The 19,993-nt window shown below is 66.6% G+C and carries 17 protein-coding genes and 2 pseudogenes; 11 read left to right on the top strand and 8 right to left on the bottom strand.

What is annotated here, in order from left to right:
* Positions 1-123: 123 nt before the first annotated feature.
* From VXJ37_RS20910 to VXJ37_RS20880, 7 genes are all read right to left on the bottom strand, one after another.
* Entirely contained in the window at positions 124-1,056 is a 933-nt protein-coding gene (locus VXJ37_RS20910) for a glutaminase (RefSeq protein ID WP_331324918.1), read from the bottom strand.
* The gene (locus tag VXJ37_RS20905) at positions 1,053-2,648 is read right to left on the bottom strand and encodes a PucR family transcriptional regulator (protein WP_331324917.1); all 1,596 of its coding nucleotides are present in this window, start codon (positions 2,646-2,648) and stop codon (positions 1,053-1,055) included. The genes VXJ37_RS20910 and VXJ37_RS20905 overlap by 4 nt, the downstream gene beginning before the upstream one ends.
* A gap of 294 nt (positions 2,649-2,942) precedes the next feature.
* Complete coding sequence (locus VXJ37_RS20900) at positions 2,943-3,644, bottom strand: maleylpyruvate isomerase family mycothiol-dependent enzyme (RefSeq protein ID WP_440589841.1); 702 nt, start codon at positions 3,642-3,644, stop codon at positions 2,943-2,945.
* Positions 3,533-3,844: a maleylpyruvate isomerase N-terminal domain-containing protein gene (locus tag VXJ37_RS21210; RefSeq protein ID WP_440589840.1), complete on the bottom strand. Its 312-nt coding sequence runs from the start codon at positions 3,842-3,844 to the stop codon at positions 3,533-3,535. The genes VXJ37_RS20900 and VXJ37_RS21210 overlap by 112 nt, the downstream gene beginning before the upstream one ends.
* A complete protein-coding gene (locus VXJ37_RS20890) occupies positions 3,844-4,686 on the bottom strand; it encodes a fumarylacetoacetate hydrolase family protein (protein ID WP_331324916.1) in 843 nt (280 codons plus the stop codon). Before VXJ37_RS20890 ends, VXJ37_RS21210 begins: the two co-directional genes overlap by 1 nt.
* On the bottom strand, positions 4,686-5,816 hold the full coding sequence (locus VXJ37_RS20885; protein ID WP_331324915.1) for a cupin domain-containing protein: 1,131 nt from the start codon (positions 5,814-5,816) through the stop codon (positions 4,686-4,688). The genes VXJ37_RS20890 and VXJ37_RS20885 overlap by 1 nt, the downstream gene beginning before the upstream one ends.
* Before the next feature lie 108 nt (positions 5,817-5,924).
* Positions 5,925-6,731 carry an IclR family transcriptional regulator gene (locus VXJ37_RS20880; RefSeq protein ID WP_331324914.1) on the bottom strand — a complete coding sequence of 269 codons (807 nt, stop codon included), beginning with the start codon at positions 6,729-6,731 and terminating at the stop codon, positions 5,925-5,927.
* Between the two features lie 48 nt (positions 6,732-6,779).
* On the opposite strand from VXJ37_RS20880, the pseudogene VXJ37_RS20875 reads away from it, so the two are divergent.
* Positions 6,780-8,071 (top strand): annotated as a pseudogene (locus VXJ37_RS20875) (MFS transporter).
* The gene (locus VXJ37_RS20870) at positions 8,064-9,311 is read left to right on the top strand and encodes an FAD-dependent oxidoreductase (protein WP_331324913.1); all 1,248 of its coding nucleotides are present in this window, start codon (positions 8,064-8,066) and stop codon (positions 9,309-9,311) included. The pseudogene VXJ37_RS20875 and the gene VXJ37_RS20870 overlap by 8 nt, the downstream one beginning before the upstream one ends.
* A 152-nt stretch (positions 9,312-9,463) precedes the next feature.
* Here VXJ37_RS20870 and VXJ37_RS20865 read toward each other — a convergent pair whose 3' ends face one another.
* Entirely contained in the window at positions 9,464-10,516 is a 1,053-nt protein-coding gene (locus VXJ37_RS20865) for a LacI family DNA-binding transcriptional regulator (protein ID WP_331324912.1), read from the bottom strand.
* A gap of 220 nt (positions 10,517-10,736) precedes the next feature.
* On the opposite strand from VXJ37_RS20865, the gene VXJ37_RS20860 reads away from it, so the two are divergent.
* From VXJ37_RS20860 to VXJ37_RS20820, 9 genes and pseudogenes are all read left to right on the top strand, one after another.
* Positions 10,737-12,098: an ABC transporter substrate-binding protein gene (locus VXJ37_RS20860; protein ID WP_331324911.1), complete on the top strand. Its 1,362-nt coding sequence runs from the start codon at positions 10,737-10,739 to the stop codon at positions 12,096-12,098.
* Positions 12,099-12,104: 6 nt separating this feature from the next.
* Positions 12,105-13,115, top strand: coding sequence for a carbohydrate ABC transporter permease (locus VXJ37_RS20855; protein WP_331324910.1), 1,011 nt, complete (start codon positions 12,105-12,107; stop codon positions 13,113-13,115).
* Entirely contained in the window at positions 13,112-14,035 is a 924-nt protein-coding gene (locus tag VXJ37_RS20850) for a carbohydrate ABC transporter permease (RefSeq protein ID WP_331324908.1), read from the top strand. The genes VXJ37_RS20855 and VXJ37_RS20850 overlap by 4 nt, the downstream gene beginning before the upstream one ends.
* Before the next feature lie 2 nt (positions 14,036-14,037).
* Complete coding sequence (locus VXJ37_RS20845) at positions 14,038-14,886, top strand: sugar phosphate isomerase/epimerase family protein (protein WP_331324907.1); 849 nt, start codon at positions 14,038-14,040, stop codon at positions 14,884-14,886.
* Positions 14,883-16,043 (top strand): Gfo/Idh/MocA family protein, encoded by a 1,161-nt coding sequence (locus VXJ37_RS20840; RefSeq protein ID WP_141943794.1) that lies wholly within the window; start codon positions 14,883-14,885, stop codon positions 16,041-16,043. The genes VXJ37_RS20845 and VXJ37_RS20840 overlap by 4 nt, the downstream gene beginning before the upstream one ends.
* 4 nt (positions 16,044-16,047) lie before the next feature.
* A complete protein-coding gene (locus tag VXJ37_RS20835; protein WP_331324906.1) occupies positions 16,048-16,953 on the top strand; it encodes a sugar phosphate isomerase/epimerase family protein in 906 nt (301 codons plus the stop codon).
* Between the two features lie 3 nt (positions 16,954-16,956).
* A complete protein-coding gene (uxaC, locus tag VXJ37_RS20830; protein WP_331324905.1) occupies positions 16,957-18,360 on the top strand; it encodes a glucuronate isomerase in 1,404 nt (467 codons plus the stop codon).
* Positions 18,357-19,778 carry a mannitol dehydrogenase family protein gene (locus VXJ37_RS20825; RefSeq protein WP_331324904.1) on the top strand — a complete coding sequence of 474 codons (1,422 nt, stop codon included), beginning with the start codon at positions 18,357-18,359 and terminating at the stop codon, positions 19,776-19,778. Before uxaC ends, VXJ37_RS20825 begins: the two co-directional genes overlap by 4 nt.
* Positions 19,779-19,816: 38 nt before the next feature.
* A pseudogene (locus tag VXJ37_RS20820) lies at positions 19,817-19,993 on the top strand (bifunctional D-altronate/D-mannonate dehydratase); the annotation flags it as partial.

Raw genomic sequence — 19,993 nt, 5'->3', positions numbered from 1 at the left:
GGAGGACTCAGTCGCATGCGCGTGACCACCATCAATCACGTGGTCGAACTCAACCTCTTCATTGGGGTTGTTGGGCATGGGTATTCCTTTCGATCCGGAGAAGATCTTGTTGGATGGGGAAACTTAGAAGACTGACCAGCCGGCGCGGTCCGAGAGATCGGCCAGGGCTGCGGTGCCGGCCAGGGAGTTGCCCTTGGCGTCCAGACGGGGGCTCCAGACACAGATGGCGCACTGGCCAGGGACAATGACAAGGATCCCGCCGCCTACGCCGCTCTTGCCGGGCAGGCCCACCCGGTAGGCGAATTCGCCGGCGGCGTCATACATGCCGCAGGTCAGCATGATGGATCCGATCCGTTTTGCCTCGCTGGGGGACAGCACGGTGCCGGATGTTCCCTGGCCGTTGTTGGCGAGGAACAGGCCGGCCTTGGCCAGTTGGACGCAGGTCATCATGATGGAGCACTGGCGGACATAGTTTTCCACCACGACGGCGGCCGGCCGGGTGAGGTTGCCAAAATCCTTCAGGAAGTGCGCCAGGGCCAGGTTGCGGCTGCTGCTGTCCAGCTCACCGGCGGCGGCCGCTTCATCAATGAACGGACCCGGGCTGCCCGCTTGTTCGGTGAGGAACCGCAGGAGCTGCGTGGCGGCGTCGGGCGTCTCTTCCAGCAGGTGGTCCGTGACCACCAGGGCGCCTGCATTGATGAAGGGATTACGCGGAATGCCCTTTTCGGCTTCCAGCTGGACCAGCGAGTTGAAGGACGTTCCGGACGGTTCGCGCAGCACCCGGGACCAAAGGCCGGCGGACCTGCCGCCCTGCAGGGCCATGGCCAGGGTGAAGACCTTGGAAATGCTTTGGATGGAGAAGGGAACGCCGGCGTCGCCGGAGCTGAAGACCTCCCCGGAGGTGGTGGCCACGGCGATGCCGAAGCGGTCGAACGGGACCGTGGCCAGGAACGGTATGTTCGTGGGGACGCTGCCGGCGTTCTGCCGGGGCCGGTGGCGCCGGACGATGTCCTCCAGGAGGAGGCCAAGTGGCGGTGCGCTGAGTGTGGTGCTCATTTCCTGCCTGAATTGTCGTTGGAGGAGGCCCACTCCTGGATGTGGAGCAGGGCCACCAGTGAATCGCGGGGGTTGCCGAAGTCCAGGCCGGTCACCCTGGCCGCTTTGGCAACGCGGTAGTAGACGGTGTTCTTGTGAAGGTTCATGTGTTTGGCGCATTCGGACACGTCGAAGCACGCGTCGAAGTAGGCCCGCAGGGTTGCTGCGAGTTCGGCGTCCTCGTGAAGCAGCGCGGCCAGGCTGCGGTGCCGGAAGGGTGAGCCGTGGAAGTTCCGTACGGCCTCGCGGTAAAGGATTTCCGCCTCGAAATCGTCCACACCGGCCACCGTGCCCGGTATGGCGTCCCGCACGCACGCCAGCAGGGCCTCGGTGATGCCGGTGACCCCGTGGAGGGACAGCAGATCCGGCGCCAGTGGACCGACGGCGGCGAAGGGAGTGATGCCGAGGTGTTTCCGGGCATCCTTGACCACTGCTTCCGCGAGGGACCTCAGCCCCGCCTCCGCCGTGCCGGATTGGAGGTCCGGCATGATGATGGCAGTGTCACCGTTGAACTGGCCCACGACGGCGGAGGCTTTGTATGCGGCGGCGTGGATGGATGCCAGGTTGGCCAGTTCGCCGTGCTTGAGCGCCGCGTCGTCGGCCCGCGAGTCGGCGTCGGACATGCCGATCAGCAGCAGTGCGGCCGGACGCTCCGAGGGAATCTTGCCGCTATGGGCACTGGCGGCGGCCTCGGCGGGACCCGACAGGATCCGTGCCACCCGGTCCTCCCGCATGTGGACGGACTGCTGGTTGCGGTAGCGGATCAGCTCGGCGGAAACCCTGGCCGCGGATCCGGTGAGGACGTACTCCACGTCGGCGCCGAACCCGTCCCCGGTTTCCTGCAGCCAGATGTAGCCCATGATCCGTTCACCGGCGAAGAGTGCGATGGCCACCCGTTCACGGAGCCCGTCCTGGGGCCGGGCAGGCACGCGGACGGGCTGCCGGGTACGGTGCAGCTCGCGGTACGCGCCCAGGTCCTTGAGCAGCAGCTCGTACTTCCGCGGCCCGCGGCGGGACAGGATGGACGCTTTGCGGAGCTCGTCGATGTCGTTGGTGACGGTGGAATACGCCAGGACCTTGTTGGCGGCGTCCTCGATGAGCACATGGCTGGAGGTGAGCCTGGCCGTGGTCTGGGCGATGGCGAACAGGTCTTCCTCGAGCAGGGTGAGGACTTCGCTCTGGTAGCTCCGGGGCTGGATCCTGTCCTGCGCGATGGACAGCAGGCGGTCCCAGTCGGCGGCGGGATCCACCAAAAGGAGGCCCGAGCCGGCGGCACGCAGGAGTTCCTCCGCCTCGGCCAGGTCTTCGCGGTTGCCCTTGAGGGCCACCACCGGCGGCGGGTCTTTCAGGAGGCGCCGCAGGGCGGGAAGGGCTGAGCGGCCACGGACGCCGATGAGCAGGACAAAGGCTCCTGCAGCTGCGGGCGCTTCGTCGTCGGCGTCGACAATCAGGAACCGCTCAATGGCCGCCGCCGAGGGGGCGGCCCGGAGGATGAGGCTGGCGAAGCCAAGGGGGAGATCCGAGAGGATGTCATCCACCGTAACCGCGGCCATGGGTTGTCCTTTTGCGTCGATACCGCCGGACGGCTCTGTCCGGTCCCCTCATGCTATCGAGCGCAGGGCAGCCGAAATAGGGATCCCCTCCCAAGTGCGGAGGGTATTTTTTGGTCCGCAGCCTGAGGTGCGGCGGGACGCGGGGAACGAGGGGCCTTCACAGGGAAGGTGCCTTAACACCGAAGGCGCCTTAACACCGAAGGCGCCTTAACACCGATGGCGGGCCAGCCCGTGCTGGCCCGCCGTCGGTGCGGTGCGGCGTGGGGCCGGTGTGCCGGCGCGTGTGGGGTAGAGCTAGATCCAGCCGGGTGCGGCCGGTGCGGGGGTGGTGGATCCGCCGTCGTGGATTGCCGTGGTGCCGTCAGTGCCGCGGCCGGTGGCCCACCGGGCAATGGCGGCCAGGGAACCGGAAACCACGGTGGGCGACGCCGCCGCGGTGTCCCCGAAGGTCTGGCCGGTGCCGTCCACGGTGATGAGGAGCCCGTTGTCCGTGCCGCGGGCGTGCCAGGCTCCGGTGATGTCCGTGAGGAGCCGGGCCAGGACGGGCTCGGGGATGTCCTGGAACGTTGCACCGTTGTCCAGGTCCACGGCGTGCACCCAGACTTCCCGGGTGCGCATCCACACGGTTTCCTCGGCCGGAACCACACGGCCCTGGACGGTTTTGACCTTGTGGTGCCAGTTGTCGGCGGGAAGGTCCCGCCATTCGACGTTCAGGTGCACTGCGGAGTGGTCGAACAGGTTCCGCAGCGCGATGGGGGAGAGGGTGGCGCCGAAGTCGATCTCGTGGTTGCGGACCTCCACGGAGGGGTACATGGGGGTTTCCACTCCGGTGGCTGCCCACTCCACGAGGCGGGCCACCGCCCGGGCGTTGTAGCCCACGTGGGCTACAACGTGCCGGCGGGACCAGCCCGGCAGCAGCGAGTCTCCGTCCAGGTCCGCGTCAGTGAGTTCGTTGAGCTTGCGGGCGAAGAACGCGGTGCCGCGCCTGGCCTGCAGGAGGCCGTCGAGCAGGACCGGGTCCGTGGTCTGGTCGTGCCNACGTGCCGGCGGGACCAGCCCGGCAGCAGCGAGTCTCCGTCCAGGTCCGCGTCAGTGAGTTCGTTGAGCTTGCGGGCGAAGAACGCGGTGCCGCGCCTGGCCTGCAGGAGGCCGTCGAGCAGGACCGGGTCCGTGGTCTGGTCGTGCCGGGCGACCATCAGGCTTCCTTGACCACGCGGTTGGTCAGCTGGCCCAGGCCCTCGATGGTGGTCACCAGGACCTGACCCTCCTGCAGGTAGCGCTTGGGGTCCTGGGCGTGCCCCACGCCGCCGAGGGTGCCGGTGGCGATGACGTCGCCGGGGTTCAGCGTGATGATGGTGGAGATGTAGGAGACCAGGTATTCGGGGGTGAACACCAGGTCGGACGTGGGGGTGGACTGCTGGACATCGCCGTCCACCGCGGAGGTCATGAGCGGGCCGGGGGTGAAGTCGTCCTTGGTGACCAGGGCCGGGCCGAACGGGGTGGACTTTTCCCACGTCTTGCCCTGCAGCCACTGGATGGTGCGGAACTGGTAGTCGCGCATGCTGATGTCGTTCAGGACGGCGTACCCGGCGATGTGCTCTGCCGCCTGGGCTTCGGGGATGCGGCGGCCGGCCTTGCCGATGACGACGGCGAGTTCGGCTTCCCAGTCCACGGTGTCGGATTCCTGCGGCAGTGCAAGGTCGTCGTTGGGGCCGATCAGGGATTCGGCGTACTTGGCGAACAGGGTGGGGTGCGCGGGGACTTCGCGTCCCATTTCCTTGATGTGGTTGCGGTAGTTGTGGCCCACGCAGATGATCTTGCCGGGAGAGGGCACGACGGCGGCAAGGTCGGCGCCGGCCAAGGGGTGCGTTGCGCCGTTGGCCGCCTTCGCGATGGTTTCCCAGGCGGAGTCCTGCAGGAGGGCCCCGACGTCGGAGAAGCCCGGGATTTCGGTGAGGGTGTCGCCGTCCTGGCGGACCGCCGTCGTGCTCTTGCCGTTGCCTGTGCCGTCAGCGGTGCGGAGGGTGAGGAGTTTCATTACTTGGTGCGTCCTTCGATGTAGGTGCGGTTGAAGTTCAGGCGCTCAAAGATGGGGGCGTCGCTGAACCGGAACAGGTCAAACTCGGACTCGGCCTGGAGGGACCAGGCGGCCCAGGACGGAACCACGAACAGGTCGCCCTTGGCAAGGACCCTGGTTTCGCCGTTCAGGGTCACGGTGCCGGTGCCGTCGAAGACCTGCCAGACGCTGGAGCCCACCTCGCGGACGGTTTCGGTCCAGGCGCCGGCGCGGAGCCGGTGGAACTCGGCGCGGATGGTGGGCATGACGTCCCCGCCGGTGGTGGGGTTGGTGTAGCGGATGGCCGCGTGGCCCTGGGAAACCGTGGCCGGGTGGCCCTCGTCCTCCAGGAGCAGCTGCTCACGCAGGGCGGCATCGGTGTACTTCCACCTGTACGCGGCGATGGGGGAATTGGTGGTGTTTTCGAGGCCGGAAAGCGGGCGCAGGCCGGGGTGGGCCCAGAGGCGTTCGGAACGGGAGATGTCCGGCGTGGCTTCGTCGGTGACGCGCTCGGTGCCGAATTCGAAGAACCCGGCATCCGCGTAATGCACGAACGGGATGTCCAGGCCGTCGATCCAGGCCATCGGCTCATCGGTGTCGTTATGGTGGCCGTGAAAATTCCAGCCGGGGGTGAGCAGGAAGTCGCCGCGGGACATCCGGACCGGATCGCCGTTCACCACGGTCCACACGCCCTCGCCCTCCACGACGAAGCGGAAGGCATTCTGGGAGTGCCGGTGCTCCGGGGCCGTTTCCCGGCCGCCCAGGTACTGGATGGCGGCCCAGAGCGTGGGGGTGGCATACGGGGTGCCGCCCAGGCCCGGGTTGGCCAAGGCGATGGCACGCCGTTCACCGCCGCGGCCCACCGGCACGAGGTCCCCGGCGCGGGCAGCCAGCGGGTACAGATCATCCCACCGCCACACGTGCGGCACCGCCTTGGGCGACGGGACCATGGGCATCAGGTCCGCGATCTCCGTCCACAGCGGAATCAGGTTCTCCTGATCGAAGTCCCGGTACAGCTGCTCCAGCTGGGCAGCCTCCTCCGGTGTGGGCTCGGGAACATGCTGTTCCTGGGCCACGGATTCGTGTGTTTGGTTTTCAGCGCTGATCGACACTGGCCTTCTCCTTGCGTGCGGACTGACTGCGGCGTGGATTCGACCATAGGGAAAACGGGCTGTGATCCCCAACATATTCTGTAGAGCAGAAAGATATACCCGCCCCGTTCAGCCCTTTGCGCCGCCATCCACCGGATGGGCCGCGATGTCCATCTCCAGCTGGCGCCGGGTTTCCAGCATCACGCCCACCAGCCCGGCGTCGAACAACGGCCGGAATCTGGCAACGGGGGTGGCCACGCTCAGGGCGCCGACCACCATTCCCTTGCCGTTGTGCAGCGCCATCCCGAAGGCGCTGATGCCTTCCTCGGTGCCCTCGAAGTTGGCGGCAAAACCGTTGGCCCGCACGGACTCCAGTTCGCGCAGGAAAGCCGGGTACTCGGCATCGGAAATGTAGTCACCGGCGAGTTCCGCGTTGGGGGTGCGGAAGAGTTGTTCCAGCATGGCCGGATCCAGTTCGGCCAGGATGGCCTTTCCGCCCGATGCCCTGTGGGCCGGCAGCACGGTGCCCTGCCGGTCGCCGACGCGCAGGATGTTGGTGCTTTCCACCGTGTCCAGGAAGCGGACCTTGGTGCCCACCCGGATCATGAGGTTGACGGTCTCGTTGGTGCGCGCACACAGGAGCTCCATGTGCGGCCGTGCGATGTCCCGCAGCTGCCGCGTCCAGCTGAAGCCGGCCGGCCCCGCCCCCATGGCCGGTCCGGGAACATACCGCCGGGTTTCATCCTGGACCGCAAAACCCCGGTACACCAGCATGGCCAGGAGCCGGTGGGCGGTGGACGGGGCCACCCCCAGTTCCGCCGCGGCATCCTTAAGCCGCAGGCTGCCCACATCCCGCAGCAGCTGGAGGAGCTGCAGGGCGTTATCCACCGCTTCGATGGAGTAGGTAGGTTTCCGCCGGGCCGAAAGATTCTGCATGCCAGAATATTATGGGCGGCGTGCCCGGTTTGCCAGCACAGTGGTGGCATGAATCACACAACTTCCGCTGCAGCGCCGCAGCGCACGGCCGCCCCCGCTCCGGGCGCAGGCCGTTCCGGGTTTCCCCGGCGTTCCGTGCTCGCCGTCCTGGTGTGCTGGCTGCTGGTCGTTTTCGACGGGTATGACCTGATCGTTTACGGCACCGTCCAGGGCTCACTCATCAGTGACACCGGCTGGGGCCTCACCAAGGCCACGGCCGGAACCATCGGCTCGATGGCTTTCGTCGGCATGATGATCGGCGCGGTCTTCGCCGGCCGCATGTCCGATACCTGGGGCCGGCGCCGCACCATTATCGGCTGCGCCGTCGTGTTCTCCGTCTTTACCATCCTTTGCGCCTTCGCTCCCAGCGCACCCGTGTTCGGCGGCCTTCGCCTGCTGGCAGGCATTGGCCTGGGTGGCCTGGTGCCGTCGGCGAATGCCCTGGTGGCTGAACTGGTTCCGGAAAAGTGGCGGTCCACCATCGCCACCCTGATGATGTCCGGCGTTCCCATCGGCGGCTCCATCGCCGCCCTTGTGGGCATCCCGCTGATTCCTGCCTTTGGCTGGCCCGTGATGTTCCTGGTGGCCGTCGTGGCCCTGGCGGTGGTGATCCCGCTGGGTCTTCGCTACCTGCCGGAGACCCTTGCTCCCGCACGCACTGGCGGCGCCGGGGACGGCGCCGAGGAATCCCCGGGCTTCGGCTCCCTGCTCCGGGCCCCCTACCTGGGAATCAGCCTGCTGTTTGCCATCGGCACCCTGGTGACCCTCTTCGCCTGGTACGGGCTCGGGACCTGGCTGCCCAACCTCATGCAGATGGCCGGCTACAACCTCGGCTCCGCGCTGACATTCGCGCTGGCGCTCAACCTCGGCGCAGTGGCGGGGTCGGTCCTCACCGCGTGGGCCGGCACCAGGTTCGGCCCCATCCCCACGGCCATCGCGGCAGCCGCCGTGGCCGCCGTCGGACTTCTGGTCCTGGTGACCGGGCCGCCCGTCGCCGTCGTCTACCTCATGCTGGTGCTCGCCGGCGTGGGAACGCACGGCACCCAGTGCCTGATCATCGCCGCGGTGGCCAGCCACTACCCGGCACACCTTCGCGGCACCGCCCTGGGCTGGGCGCTGGGCGTGGGCCGGATGGGGCCGTGGCGGCTCCGCAGGCTGGCGGCCTTCTTCTCGCCGCAGGCCTGGGCGTCAATTCCAACTTCCTGGCCTTCGCGGCAGCAGCAGCCGCAGCGGCGGTCCTGATCGCCGCCGTCGGCACCAAAATCAAGAAATCAACAGCAGTAGGAGTTTCCAATGTCTAACGTCAAAGAGTCCACCGATGTCCTCGTGGTGGGCGGCGGCATGGCCGGGCTGGCCGGGGCGCTGGCCCTGCGCGAAAACGGCGCGGACGTCACGCTCGTGGAGGTTGCACCGGCCTTCGGCGAAGTGGGAGCCGGGCTGCAGATGGCACCCAACGCTTCCCGGGTCCTCAAACGCTGGGGCCTGCTGGAAAAGGCCCTGGAAATCGGCGTCCAGCCCAAGCACCTGGTGTTCCGCGACGCGGTCACGGGGGAGGAACTGACCCGGCAGACCCTGGGCGGCGAGTTCGAGGAGCGCTACGGCGCCCCCTATGTGGTGATCCACCGCAGCGACCTGCACCGGATCCTGCTGGAGGCCTGTCAGGAAGCCGGCGTGACCCTGGTGAACGACGTCCTGGTACAGAAGGTGGAAACTGACGGTGACCGCGCCCGCGCCTACAGCGCCAAGGGCGAGGTCTTCGAAGCCGACGCCATCCTGGCCGCGGACGGTCTGAAGTCCACCCTCCGCGGCTCCGTCGCCAACGACGGTCCCGTCAACTCCGCCTACGTGGCCTACCGCGGCACCGTTCCCATCACGGAGGAGACCCCCGCCGCGGACCTGGAGGACGTCATCGTCTACCTCGGCCCGAACTGCCACCTGGTCCAGTACCCGCTCCGGAAGGGCCAACTGCTCAACACCGTGGCAGTGTTCAAGTCCCCCTCGTTCGAACGCGGCGAAGAGCAGTACGGCGGCGTGGATGAACTCCAGGCCGCGTACAAGGACTGTGTGCCGGCCGTGCAGGAAGCCCTGAAGAACCTGGCCACGGGCATCCGCTGGCCCATGTACGACCGCGATCCCATCGAGAACTGGGTTTCCGGCCGCATGGCGCTGATCGGCGATGCCGCGCACCCCATGCTGCAGTACCTTGCCCAGGGCGCCTGCCAGGCACTCGAGGACGCGGCGGTGCTGCAGGACGCCACCCGGGACCGGGTCTTCACGCCGGAAGGCATCGACGCCGGCGCCTGGGAGGCTGGCTTCCGCGACTTCAACGAGGAGCGCGCCGCCCGCACCGCACGCGTCCAGCGCACCGCCCGGATCTGGGGCGAGTCCTGGCACGTGGACGGCGTGGCACGCGTCCTGCGGAACATGCTGTTCAAGAGCCGCGGCGACAACAACTTCCAGTACAACGATTGGCTGTACGGCCGCAACGAGCCCGGCGCTCCCGCCGAGGTTCCGGCCGGGGCGGTACTGGCCGAGGCCTAAGCACCGCAAAGCCAAGGCGGGCGTACGACGGCGGGTTGCTCCCGGCGTCGTACGCCCGCCTTATGTATGGGCCGGCGCGTTCAACCCCATCGGCTGCTCCCTATTTGTCGTTTTGACCCCTGAAAACGACAAGTACGGAGCAATCGATGAGGTCAGGCCGGTGCGGGTCCCGTCGATTCCCGGACGGTCAGGTGGGTGGGCATCACGGCCAGCTGCCGGCTGGCACTTCCGGACAGCGGATTGAGCTGGGCCAGCAGCATGGACACGGCCACCCTGCCAGCCTGCTCGATGGGGCTGGAGATGGTGGTCAGGGGTGGGTTGCAGAAGTCCGCGCCGAATATGTCGTCCGAGCCAATGATGCTCATGTCCGCGGGCACCCGGATGCCCCGCGCCTGCAGCCGCTGGAGCATGCCAATGGCCAGCAGGTCATTGAAGACGATGCAGCCCGTTGCCCCCGTCCTGACTGCTGCGTCCGCCGCGGCCGCCCCCGACGTCGTCTTGGGGGTGTAGGGGCCAATGCGGTGGACCTCCATCCCGCGTTTGCCGGCGTCCTCTTCGAAGACCTTCCACCGCATCTGGTTGGACCATGAGGTGGGCGGCCCCGCCACGTAGCAGACCTTGTGGTGGCCCAGCGAGGCCAGATGCTCCAGGGCCTGGATGATGGCGGACGGCGTATCGATCATGACGGTCGGGGCGCTGGTGGAAGCCCGGTTGAATGTGACCAGGGGCTGTGACTGCGAGACCTCGGCAAGCTGCGCGTCCGTCAGGCGGGAAGCCGCGAGGATAAAGCCGTCGGCGGATTTACGCATTTTGTGCAGAGCGTCCAACTCCATCTCGCTGGACTCCTCGGTGTCCACCAGGAGCTGGGTCACGCCCGCAGCCTTGAGCTGGTGCTGTGTCCCCCGGATGATGTCGAAGTAGAACGGGTTGGTGATGTCGGGCACCAGGACAGCCACCGCATTGGTCCGTCCCGAGCTGAGGCCGCGGGCCTGTGAGCTGGGCACGTAGTTGAGTTCGGCTGCCGCTTCTTCGATCCGCAGGCGGGTGCGGGGATTCACCCTGTCCGGCCGGGCCAGGGCCCGCGAAACGGTAGAGGTGGCAACCCCCGCCAGCGCGGCTACGTCGCGGATGGTGGGCGGCCGGTCCCGCTGAATTCCGGTATCAAGGCCGGTGGGGACTGACGCCTCGGTTGCTGGGTCTGCCATCGCAGGGCCTTCCTCGCGGACCGGGTCTACCGGCCATGTGGGGTTTCCAAGGGTACCTGTTTGCGGAGCCCTGGTGAACTCAATCTGAGCACTTTTGGCAATTTTTGGCAACCGCTTGCCATTCGCGTTGCCATCTTTCTAGACTGACTTTCGAGTCGCCTGCAGTGATTTCCGCCACAGGACGGATGTGGCCATGTGGGTGTCCTAGAGGAGAAAAACAATGAGGTTTAAATCGACTACTGGGCTCGCGGCAGTTGTCACGGCTGCAGCGCTCGCCCTGACCGGTTGTGGATCCGGAGGCTCCGGCAGCAGCGGAGGCTCAACCAACGCGAATGGGAAAGTTGACGGCACGGGCAAGACCCTCAACGTCCTGGTCGGCGTCCAGACCCAGTACCCCGAGCAGCAGAAGCAGTGGCAGAGCGATATCGCCGCCAAGTTCAAGGCCCAGACCGGGGCCGACGTGAAATTCGAAACCTTCGCCTCGGCCAATGACGAGCTCACCCGGATCCAGACCTCCGTGGTATCAGGCCAGGGCCCTGACATCTACGGGCTCGGCACCACCTTCACCCCCACGGCCTACGCCACCAAAGCATTCGTCACCCTGTCGGATGACGACTGGAAGGCAGTAGGCGGCAAGGACCGCTTCAACCAGGCCGCCTTGGGAATTTCCGGGCCGGACAAGGACCACATGGCCGGCATCCCCTTCGTGAGCCGTCCGTTCGTGATGGCCTATAACAAGGACCTGCTGGCCGCAGCCGGCATCGACAAGCCCGCCACCAGCTGGGACGAACTGGCAGCCCAGGCCAAGAAGATGACCAAGGGGGACACCTACGGCATCGCCACCGGCTACAAGGACAACTACGACCCCTGGAAGTTTATTTGGGCCATGGCCGTCCAGGCCGGAAACCCCCTGGTCGATGGCAACAAGCTGAAAATGGACGACCCCACCGTCAAGAAGGCCTACGAAACCTACTTCGGCTGGCTGACCAACGACAAGGTTGTTGACCCTGCGTCCGTCGGCTGGAGCAACAGCAACGCCGTGGCAGCCTTTGCCAGCGGCAAGGCGGGTTACCTGATGATGACCACCTCCAGCTCCATCCCCACCCTGGACAAGTCTGCAGTTGCCGGAAAGTACGAATACACCGTGATGCCCACCATCGCACCGGGTGAAACGCAATCCAAGTCCGACGCCCCCGCCGCCAGCATCCTTTCGGGCGACAACCTGGTGGTGGCTGACTACTCCAAGCAGAAGGACCTGGCCTTCGCTTACATCAATCTCATTACCTCCAAGGACGAGCAGCTGAACTACCAGAAGATCTTCGGCGACCTGCCTGCCAACGCCGAGGCCCTCGCCAGCCTGACCGATCCCAAGCTCAAGCCGGTTGCAGACGCCGCTGCCAAGTCCAAGGCCACTCCGTTCACCGGAGCCTGGGGCGACATCCAGCTGGGCCTGCTCAACGTCACAGTGCAGTCCATTCCGGACCTGGCCGCCGGCAAGGTGGACGAGTCCGCCCTCGACCAAAGGATCAAGGACGCCCAGAACAAGGGCCAGGCTTCCCTGGACCGGGCCTCCAAAGGATAGGTTCTGATGTCAACCGACGCCTCCCATGAAGTCCGGCTTGCGGCGGATTCCGCCGCAAGCCGGGCGCCCCGGAATACCGACGACGCCGGGCAGCAGCCCGGGCACAAGGGCGGGCCGCGCCGCAAGGGCCTGAGTGAACGCAACCGCCCGCTCTGGATGTTGATCCCTGGCGGAGCCTTGATGATCATCATCATCGTGGTCCCGCTGCTGCTGGGCATCTACATGTCCGTCCTCAACCTGGACCAGTACACCCTGCGGAAATGGATCAGCGCACCGCTCATTGGCGCTGAGAACTTCGTGGAAGCAGTCACGGACTCGCCCCTGCTCCACGCCGTCTGGCTCAGCGTCAGCTACTCGCTGCTGGCCATGGTGGTGACGCTGCCACTGGGCGTCGCCGCCGCGGTGGCCACGCAGAACGCGTTCAAGGGCAGGGCGGTCATCCGCTCCATCTTCCTTATCCCCTATGTGCTTCCGTCCTTTGTGGTGGCAACGGTCTGGCGGACCATGCTCCAGCCCGGCGGAATCGTGGACGAGGCTCTGGCAACGGTCGGCATTCACTTAGGCCTGTGGCTCAATGGGCCGCAGACCTTCTGGACGCTGGTCCTGGTCCAGATCTGGGCCTCCTGGCCGTTCATTTACCTGCTGGCGCTGTCCGGCCTGCAGTCCGTGGACCACGAGGTGCACGAGGCCTCCGCCCTGGACGGGGCGCTGTGGTGGAACAAGTTGCGGTACGTGGTCTTCCCTTACCTGAAGGGCCCGCTGTCGCTGGCCTTCCTGATCGGGATGCTGCACCACATCAACAACTTCACCCTCCCGTTCGTGCTGTTCGGCGTCCCGGCCCCGTCCGACGTCGAAGTCCTTCCCATCCTGACCTACGTCACGAGCTTCCAGAGCTTCCGGTTTGGCCTGAGCGCCGCCATGGCCTTCATCTCCCTGGTGCTCATCGCCATCCCGCTGTTCGTCTACCTGCGTGCCGTCAAGCTTGACGACGCCGATACACCAGGAGGCAAGAAATGAGCACCACCACAGCCACACGGCAGAGTCCGGCCACCGTCCAGGTGGACCGTCCGGGTTCGCACCGCCAGCACGAGGTGCTGCGGCTCCTCCCGGGACCGCTGTTGGTTATCGTCCTGGTATTCCTGGGCGCACTTGTCCTGGTTCCGGTGCTGTACATCTTCCTGGCCTCGGTGAACTCGGACATCGGGGTGGCAAACGGCGAGTTCTGGCCGTCCACGGTCACGTTCGAGAACTACTCGAAGATCTGGACCAGCGTTGGCCTTGCCACCGGCCTGACCAACAGTGTCCTGGTGGCCGGCGCGACCGCGGTGGTCTCCGCTGCACTGTCCGTCTCCACCGCGTTCGTCCTGGTCCGCTACACCTTCCGCGGGCGGCTGAGCATCCTGCGGGGCCTCCTGGCGCTGCAGTCCGTGCCGGGAACCCTGATGGTGCTGCCGGTCTTCGTCCTGTTTTCCTCGGCGGCAACCTACCTGGGGATCCAGGTGATCGGAACCCAGTGGGGGCTGTTCGTCACCTACCTGACGTTCGCCATGCCGTTCTCCACCTGGGTGATGGTCACCTACCTCCGCGGGCTTCCCAAGGAACTGGAAGAGGCGGCAAGGATCGACGGCGCGTCCAACCTGGGAGTGCTTTTCCGGATCATCCTCCCGCTGAGCTGGCCCGGCATTGTCGTCTCCGGCATCTTCGCGTTCCTGCTCGGCTGGAATGACGTGCTCTTTGCCTCGGTGATGACACGCCCGGAAAGCCAGACCGCCGCCGTCGCACTCCAGATCTTTGGCGCCTCGCAGGAAGGCGGCGCCATTCCCTACTACGGCCAGATGATGGCGGCGGCGCTGGTTTGTGCCGCACCAGTGGTCATTCTTTACCTGATTTTCCAGCGTTACCTAGTAGGCGGGCTGACCGCCGGAGGAGTTAAATAACCATGGTTTCGACCACCCAGGTCACGTGGCAGCTGTCAGGATTCGGCGACGAGATCGACGACGACCCCGCAGTCCAGATCGCGGTGCTGCAGGCGCTCGGCGCCAACCACATCGAGGTCCGCAGCGCGTGGGGCACCAACATCGTGGACCTCAGCGATGACCAGCTCCAGGCCCTCGCCGCCCTTCTGGCGGAGAAGGACATGAAGGTCTCCGCCATCGCCTCGCCCATCGGGAAGGTGGACGTCAGCCTCCCCGTGGAACACGAAGTGGAGCGGCTGCGCCGGGCGGTCAACGCCGCCAAGGCCCTGGGTGCGGAGTACATCCGCATCTTCTCCTTCTACTACGGAGAGTCAGTGCCGGTGGAGAGCATCCGTGACGCCGTCATGGAGCGGATGCGGGCGCTCGCCGATGTCGCGGAGGAAGCCGGCGTGATCCTCCTGCATGAAAACGAAAAGGACATCTTCGGGGACGTCCCGGACCGGGTCCTGGACATCATCGAGACCGTCAACTCTCCCGCCCTGAAGGTGGCCTGGGACGCCGCCAACTTCGTCCAGGTGGGGGTCAAACCCTTCGATGAGGGCTACGCGAAACTCCGCCCGCACCTGGAGTACCTGCAGGTCAAGGACGCCCTCTTCGCCAACGCCCACGTTGTTCCGGCCGGTGAGGGGGACGGGGACGTGCTCCAAACCGTCGAGGCGCTGAAGACCGATGGCTACCAGGGCTTCGCATCCCTGGAACCGCACCTGGCCGGTGCCCATGGCCTGGGCGGGTTCTCCGGCCCCACCGCCTTCGGCATTGCAGCACGAGCCTTCGCAAAAGTCACCGCAGAAGCAGGAGTCCAGACCGCATGAGCACCCTGAACGTAGCCATCACAGGGTGCGGCGTCATTGGCCGCACCCACGCCGTAGCCCTCCAGTCATTCCCGGAGGTGCGCATTGTCGCCCTCGTCGACGCCATCCCGGCGGCGGCCGAAGCGCTCGCCGACTTCATTGAGCAGCAGGGCAGCCAGCGGCCGCCGCAGTTCACCACGCTGGCGGACGCCTTCGCGGCGGAGGACATCGACCTCGTGGCGCTGGCAACTCCCAGCGGCCTCCACATCCAGCAGGGCCTGGAAGTCCTGGCCGCGGGCAAGCACGTAGTGATCGAAAAGCCCCTCGATGTGGACCTGACGCGGGCCCAGGAAATTGAAGCCGCGGCCAAGGAAGCGGCAGGCAAGGGAATCGTGGCCTCGGTCATCAGCCAGCACCGGTTCGACCAGTCCAGCGTGGCTGTCGCGGACGCCGTCGCCAAGGGCCGCTTCGGTCGGCTGACGTCGGCCATCGCGTCCGTGGCCTGGTGGCGCAGCCAGGGCTATTACGACTCCGGCGACTGGCGCGGCACCTGGGCCATGGACGGCGGCGGCGCCCTCATGAACCAGGGCGTCCACACGGTGGACCTGCTGCTCTGGTTCATGGGACGCCCGGTGGAAATCCACGCGCACACCGCCCGGCTGGCGCACGATCGGATCGAAGTGGAAGACACCGCCGTTGCCACCGTCACCTTCGAAAACGGCGGACTGGCAGTCCTGCACGCCACCACCGCCGCCTACCCCGGGCTGACCGTCCGCGTCCAGCTCATGGGATCCGAAGGATCGGCCGTCGTGGACAACGACCGGCTGCAGTACTTCCACAGCAGGGACGCCGGGGGCGAGTCCGCTGACATGGGCCTCCAGGGCGGGGGCAACCAGGCGGATGAGGAACTGGCCAAGTACCCGGAGGAGGACTACAAGGCCGCTGACCCCACCACGTACCCCGCCGGGCACGTCCGGCAGTACCGGGACATCCTGGCCGCCATCGCAGCGGGGCGGCAGCCCGGTGTCACGGTCAGTGACGCTGTCAACGCGCTCGCCGCCGTGCGTTCCGTCTACGTCTCCGCCACCCTCGGCCAGCCCGTCCTCTTCGACGACGTCCTGGCGGGCAAGTACAACGACCTCGAAGTCCGCACCGGCACCGCGGCAGAAAGCGCCTGAGGCCATGAAGTTTTCCGTATTCACTGCATCAACCCCTGACTGGACACCTGAAGAGGCGGTCCAGCACCTCGCAGACCAGGGCTGGGACGGCGTCGAATGGCGCATCACGGACCAGGCCGACGCCGCAGAACCGGGCTTCTGGGCCGGCAACAGGGCCACTGTCCCGCTGTCCGGAATGGAAGACCACCTGGACCGCATCGCCAACCTCACCAGCGGGGCGGGCCTTGAGTTCTCCGGCATCGGCGGGTACGCACGGTGCGACAACCACGCGGACGTGGACCGGATGCTGGCGGCCACGGCCCGGCTGGGCGCGGAAAAGGTCCGGGTGACCACGCTTCCGCTGGGCACCGCGGCATGGGGCAACGAGCCCGCGAGCGGCACGCCCTACCCGGAGCTCTTTGCCGCAGCCCGGCGCGACTTTGAGTGGATCGCCGAGCGGGCTGCGCGCCACGGTGTGAAGGCCCTGGTGGAGCTGCACCACCGGACCATCACCGCTTCCGCGTCCTCAGCGCTCCGGCTGCTCGATGGGCTGGACCCCCGGCACGTTGGCGTCATCCACGACCTCGGGAACCTGCTCATCGAAGGCCAGGAAGACTACCTCCCTGCGTTCGAACTCCTGGGCGACTACCTGGCCCACGTGCACGTCAAGAACGCCGTCTGGGTCAACAGCGGTGACATCGACGAGTCCGGCGCCGCTGTCTACCGAAACGAGTGGGCCCCCCTCCGTTCGGGCCAGGGCAGCGTCCTGCAGTACTTCAAGGCACTCGCAGCCTTTGGCTACGACGGCTGGGTCACGGTGGAGGACTTCTCCACCGAGCTCCCGCTGGCAGAACGGACGGCCGACAACCTCGACTACCTCCGGACCACCGCAGCGCTCGCAGGGCTCTCCGTCCCGGCCGGGAGGCGTTGACCCATGGAACAGCCACTAGCGGACCACCCGGACAGGCTGCTGCCGGCCGATCCGGGCGTCCGGGACATTGCACGGTCGCTCTACAAAAAGGTGGAGGGCCTGCCGATCATCTCCCCGCACGGCCACGTGGACGCTGCGGTCATCGAGCAGAACACACCGTTCCCAGACCCGGCCGCCCTCCTGGTCACCCCGGACCACTACGTCACCAGGCTGATACACGCCGGCGGTGTGCCCATGGACCAGTTGGGGCTGGGAAGCCAGCCTGCGGATTCGCGGCAGGTATGGCGCCGTTTCTGCGAGGCGTGGCCCAACTTTGAGGGAACAGCCTCGGGTTATTGGATCCGGCAGGAGTTCGCCCATGTCTTCGGGATCGGTGAGGAACCGTCGGCGGAAAACTCCGACCGGCTCTACGATGCACTGCAGGCCAAGCTCTCGGAGCCGGGGTTCCGGCCGCGGGAGCTGTTCAAGGAGTTCAACATCGAGGTGCTCGCCACCACCGATGACCCCCTGGACTCGCTGGACAGCCACGCGGCCCTGCACGCTGACCCTTCGTTTGCCGCAAGGGTGCTTCCTACATTCCGGCCGGACCAGTACCTGAACATGGCGCACCCGGCGTGGCAGGACAACGTGGAACGCCTGATCGGCTCCGCGGGGGAGGGAACCAGCGGCTATGCGGGCTACATCAGGGCCCTGGAGTCGCGCCGCCGCCACTTCGTGGAGCGCGGCGCGGTGTCCGCGGACCACGGAGTCTTCACGCCCGCCACCCTGAAGCTGGACGACGGCGAGGCGGAGCGGCTTTTCGAACGGGGCCGGTCCGGACAGGCGACTGCGGCTGACAGGGACGCCTTTGAAGCCCACATGATCTACCAGATGGCCCGGATGTCCGTGGAGGACGGCCTGGTCATGACCATCCATCCAGGCTCGTTCCGCAACCACCATTCGCCCACCTTCGAGGCCTTCGGTGCCGACACCGGCCATGACATTCCGGTGGCGGTCAATTACACGGAGGCGGTGCGGCCGCTGCTGCAGGACTTCGGGACGGCCAAGGACTTCCACCTGGTCCTGTTCACCCTGGACGAGACCGTGTTCTCGCGGGAACTGGCACCGCTGGCCGGGTTCTATCCGTCGGTGTACCTCGGAGCCCCGTGGTGGTTCCTCGATGCACCCGATGCCATGCTGCGTTTCCGGTCCGCCGTCACCGAGACGGCCGGATTCTCGCGGTCCTCGGGATTCATTGACGACACCCGGGCGTTCTGCTCCATCCCGGCCCGGCACGACACGGCCCGGCGGATCGAGGCGTCCTTCCTGGCCCGGCTGGTCGCCGAGCACCGGGTGAGCGAGGAGCGGGCGCACGACCTGATCGTGGACATCATCGACGCCGCACCACGGCGGGTGTTCAAGCTATGAATGGCGCGCCGCCTGTACTCAACCGCAGCCTCAAACCGCTGCCCAAGGCCCCGGTGCGCATTGTGCACCTCGGGCTGGGTGCATTTCACCGCTCCCACCAGGCCTGGTACACCCAGCATGCCGGCGACGCAGGAGAGTGGGGGATCGCAGCGTTCACGGGGCGGCGCCCCGATGCCGCTGCGGCGCTCTCCGCCCAGGACTGCCTCTACACACTGGTGGAGCGGTCGGCAGGCGGCGACAGCTTCGAAGTCATCGGCAGCATCGTCGAGGCGGTGGACGGGGCCGATGTGGGCCGCCTGTGTGAGTTGCTGGCCGCAAAGGAAACGGCGATCATCACGCTGACGATCACCGAGGCAGCCTATGGGCTGGCCGCGGACGGAACGTTCGACGCCGGGGCACCGGGTGTGGCGGACGACCTCCGCGCGCTGTCGGCGGCGGCGTCCGGGGAAACAAGCGCGGCGGGCGCAGCGCCCGGTACGCCTCTGGGCCGATTGGTGCTGGCCCTCGCCAGGCGCCGCGACAGCGGCGCCGGCCCACTCGCCGTCGTCAGCTGTGACAACCTTTCCGCCAACGGCGACGTTGCGCGGCGGGCAATCCTGGGCCTTGCGTCCGCGTGGGGAACCGGGCTGGCAGAGTGGATCGAGGCGAATGCCAGCTTTGTCAGCACCTCCGTGGACCGGATTACGCCGCGGACCACCGACGAGGATATCGCCGAGGTAGCGGAGCAGTGCGGTTACCGTGACAGCTCGCCGGTGGTGGCAGAGCCGTTCCGGAACTGGGTGCTCAGCGGGGACTTCCCTGCCGGGCGGCCGCGCTGGGAGGACGCCGGCGCGCTGGTGGTGGATGACATCGAACCGTACGAGAACCGGAAGTTGTGGCTGTTGAACGGTTCGCATTCGATCCTGGCGTATGCCGGGCAGTTGCGTGGGCACGGCACCGTCGCCGAAGCGCTGGGTGATTCCGTGTGCCGGAAGGCAGTGGAGGATTTTTGGGACGAAGCCGCGCATCACCTGCATGCGGAAGGCCTGGACATTGCTGCGTACCGGCAGGCGCTCCTGGAGCGCTTTGGCAATGCCCGGATCGCGCACCAGCTTGCCCAGATCGCGGCCGATGCCACCACCAAACTGCGGATGCGCGCCGTCCCCGTCCTGGCGGCGGAACGGGCAAGCGGCCGGAACGGCGCCGGCAGTGCCCTGATGCTTGCCGCCTGGATTGACTACGTGGGTTCCACCCGGGAGTTCCAGGACCCGCTGGCTGCCGGGATTCACGGCGCCAATGAGCTCGAGGGCATTGAACGGGTCCAGGCCCTGCTCCGCCTGGTCAGCGCAGACATGGCTGGGGACCCCGACATTGTGGACATGGTCTCCGGGCTGTGCGGCACCTTCACAGCTAAAACCGCCGCTTCCACCCCTCTTTAGACCCTGCTTTTTATTTCCGGAAGGAACAGTTGAACCCCATGAAGATTATTGCCGCCGATGTGTTTGTTACCAGTCCGTCCCGGAACTTTGTGACGCTCCGGATTACTACCGAGGATGGGGTGACGGGTATTGGTGATGCGACCCTGAACGGCCGTGAGTTGGCTGTTGCCGCGTATTTGAAGGAGCATGTGGCGCAGTTGTTGATCGGGAAGGAT

It is taken from the genome of Pseudarthrobacter phenanthrenivorans (assembly GCF_036455295.1).
GTDB lineage: Bacteria > Actinomycetota > Actinomycetes > Actinomycetales > Micrococcaceae > Arthrobacter > Arthrobacter phenanthrenivorans_C.
This window is presented reverse-complemented; position numbering and strand designations above follow the sequence as displayed.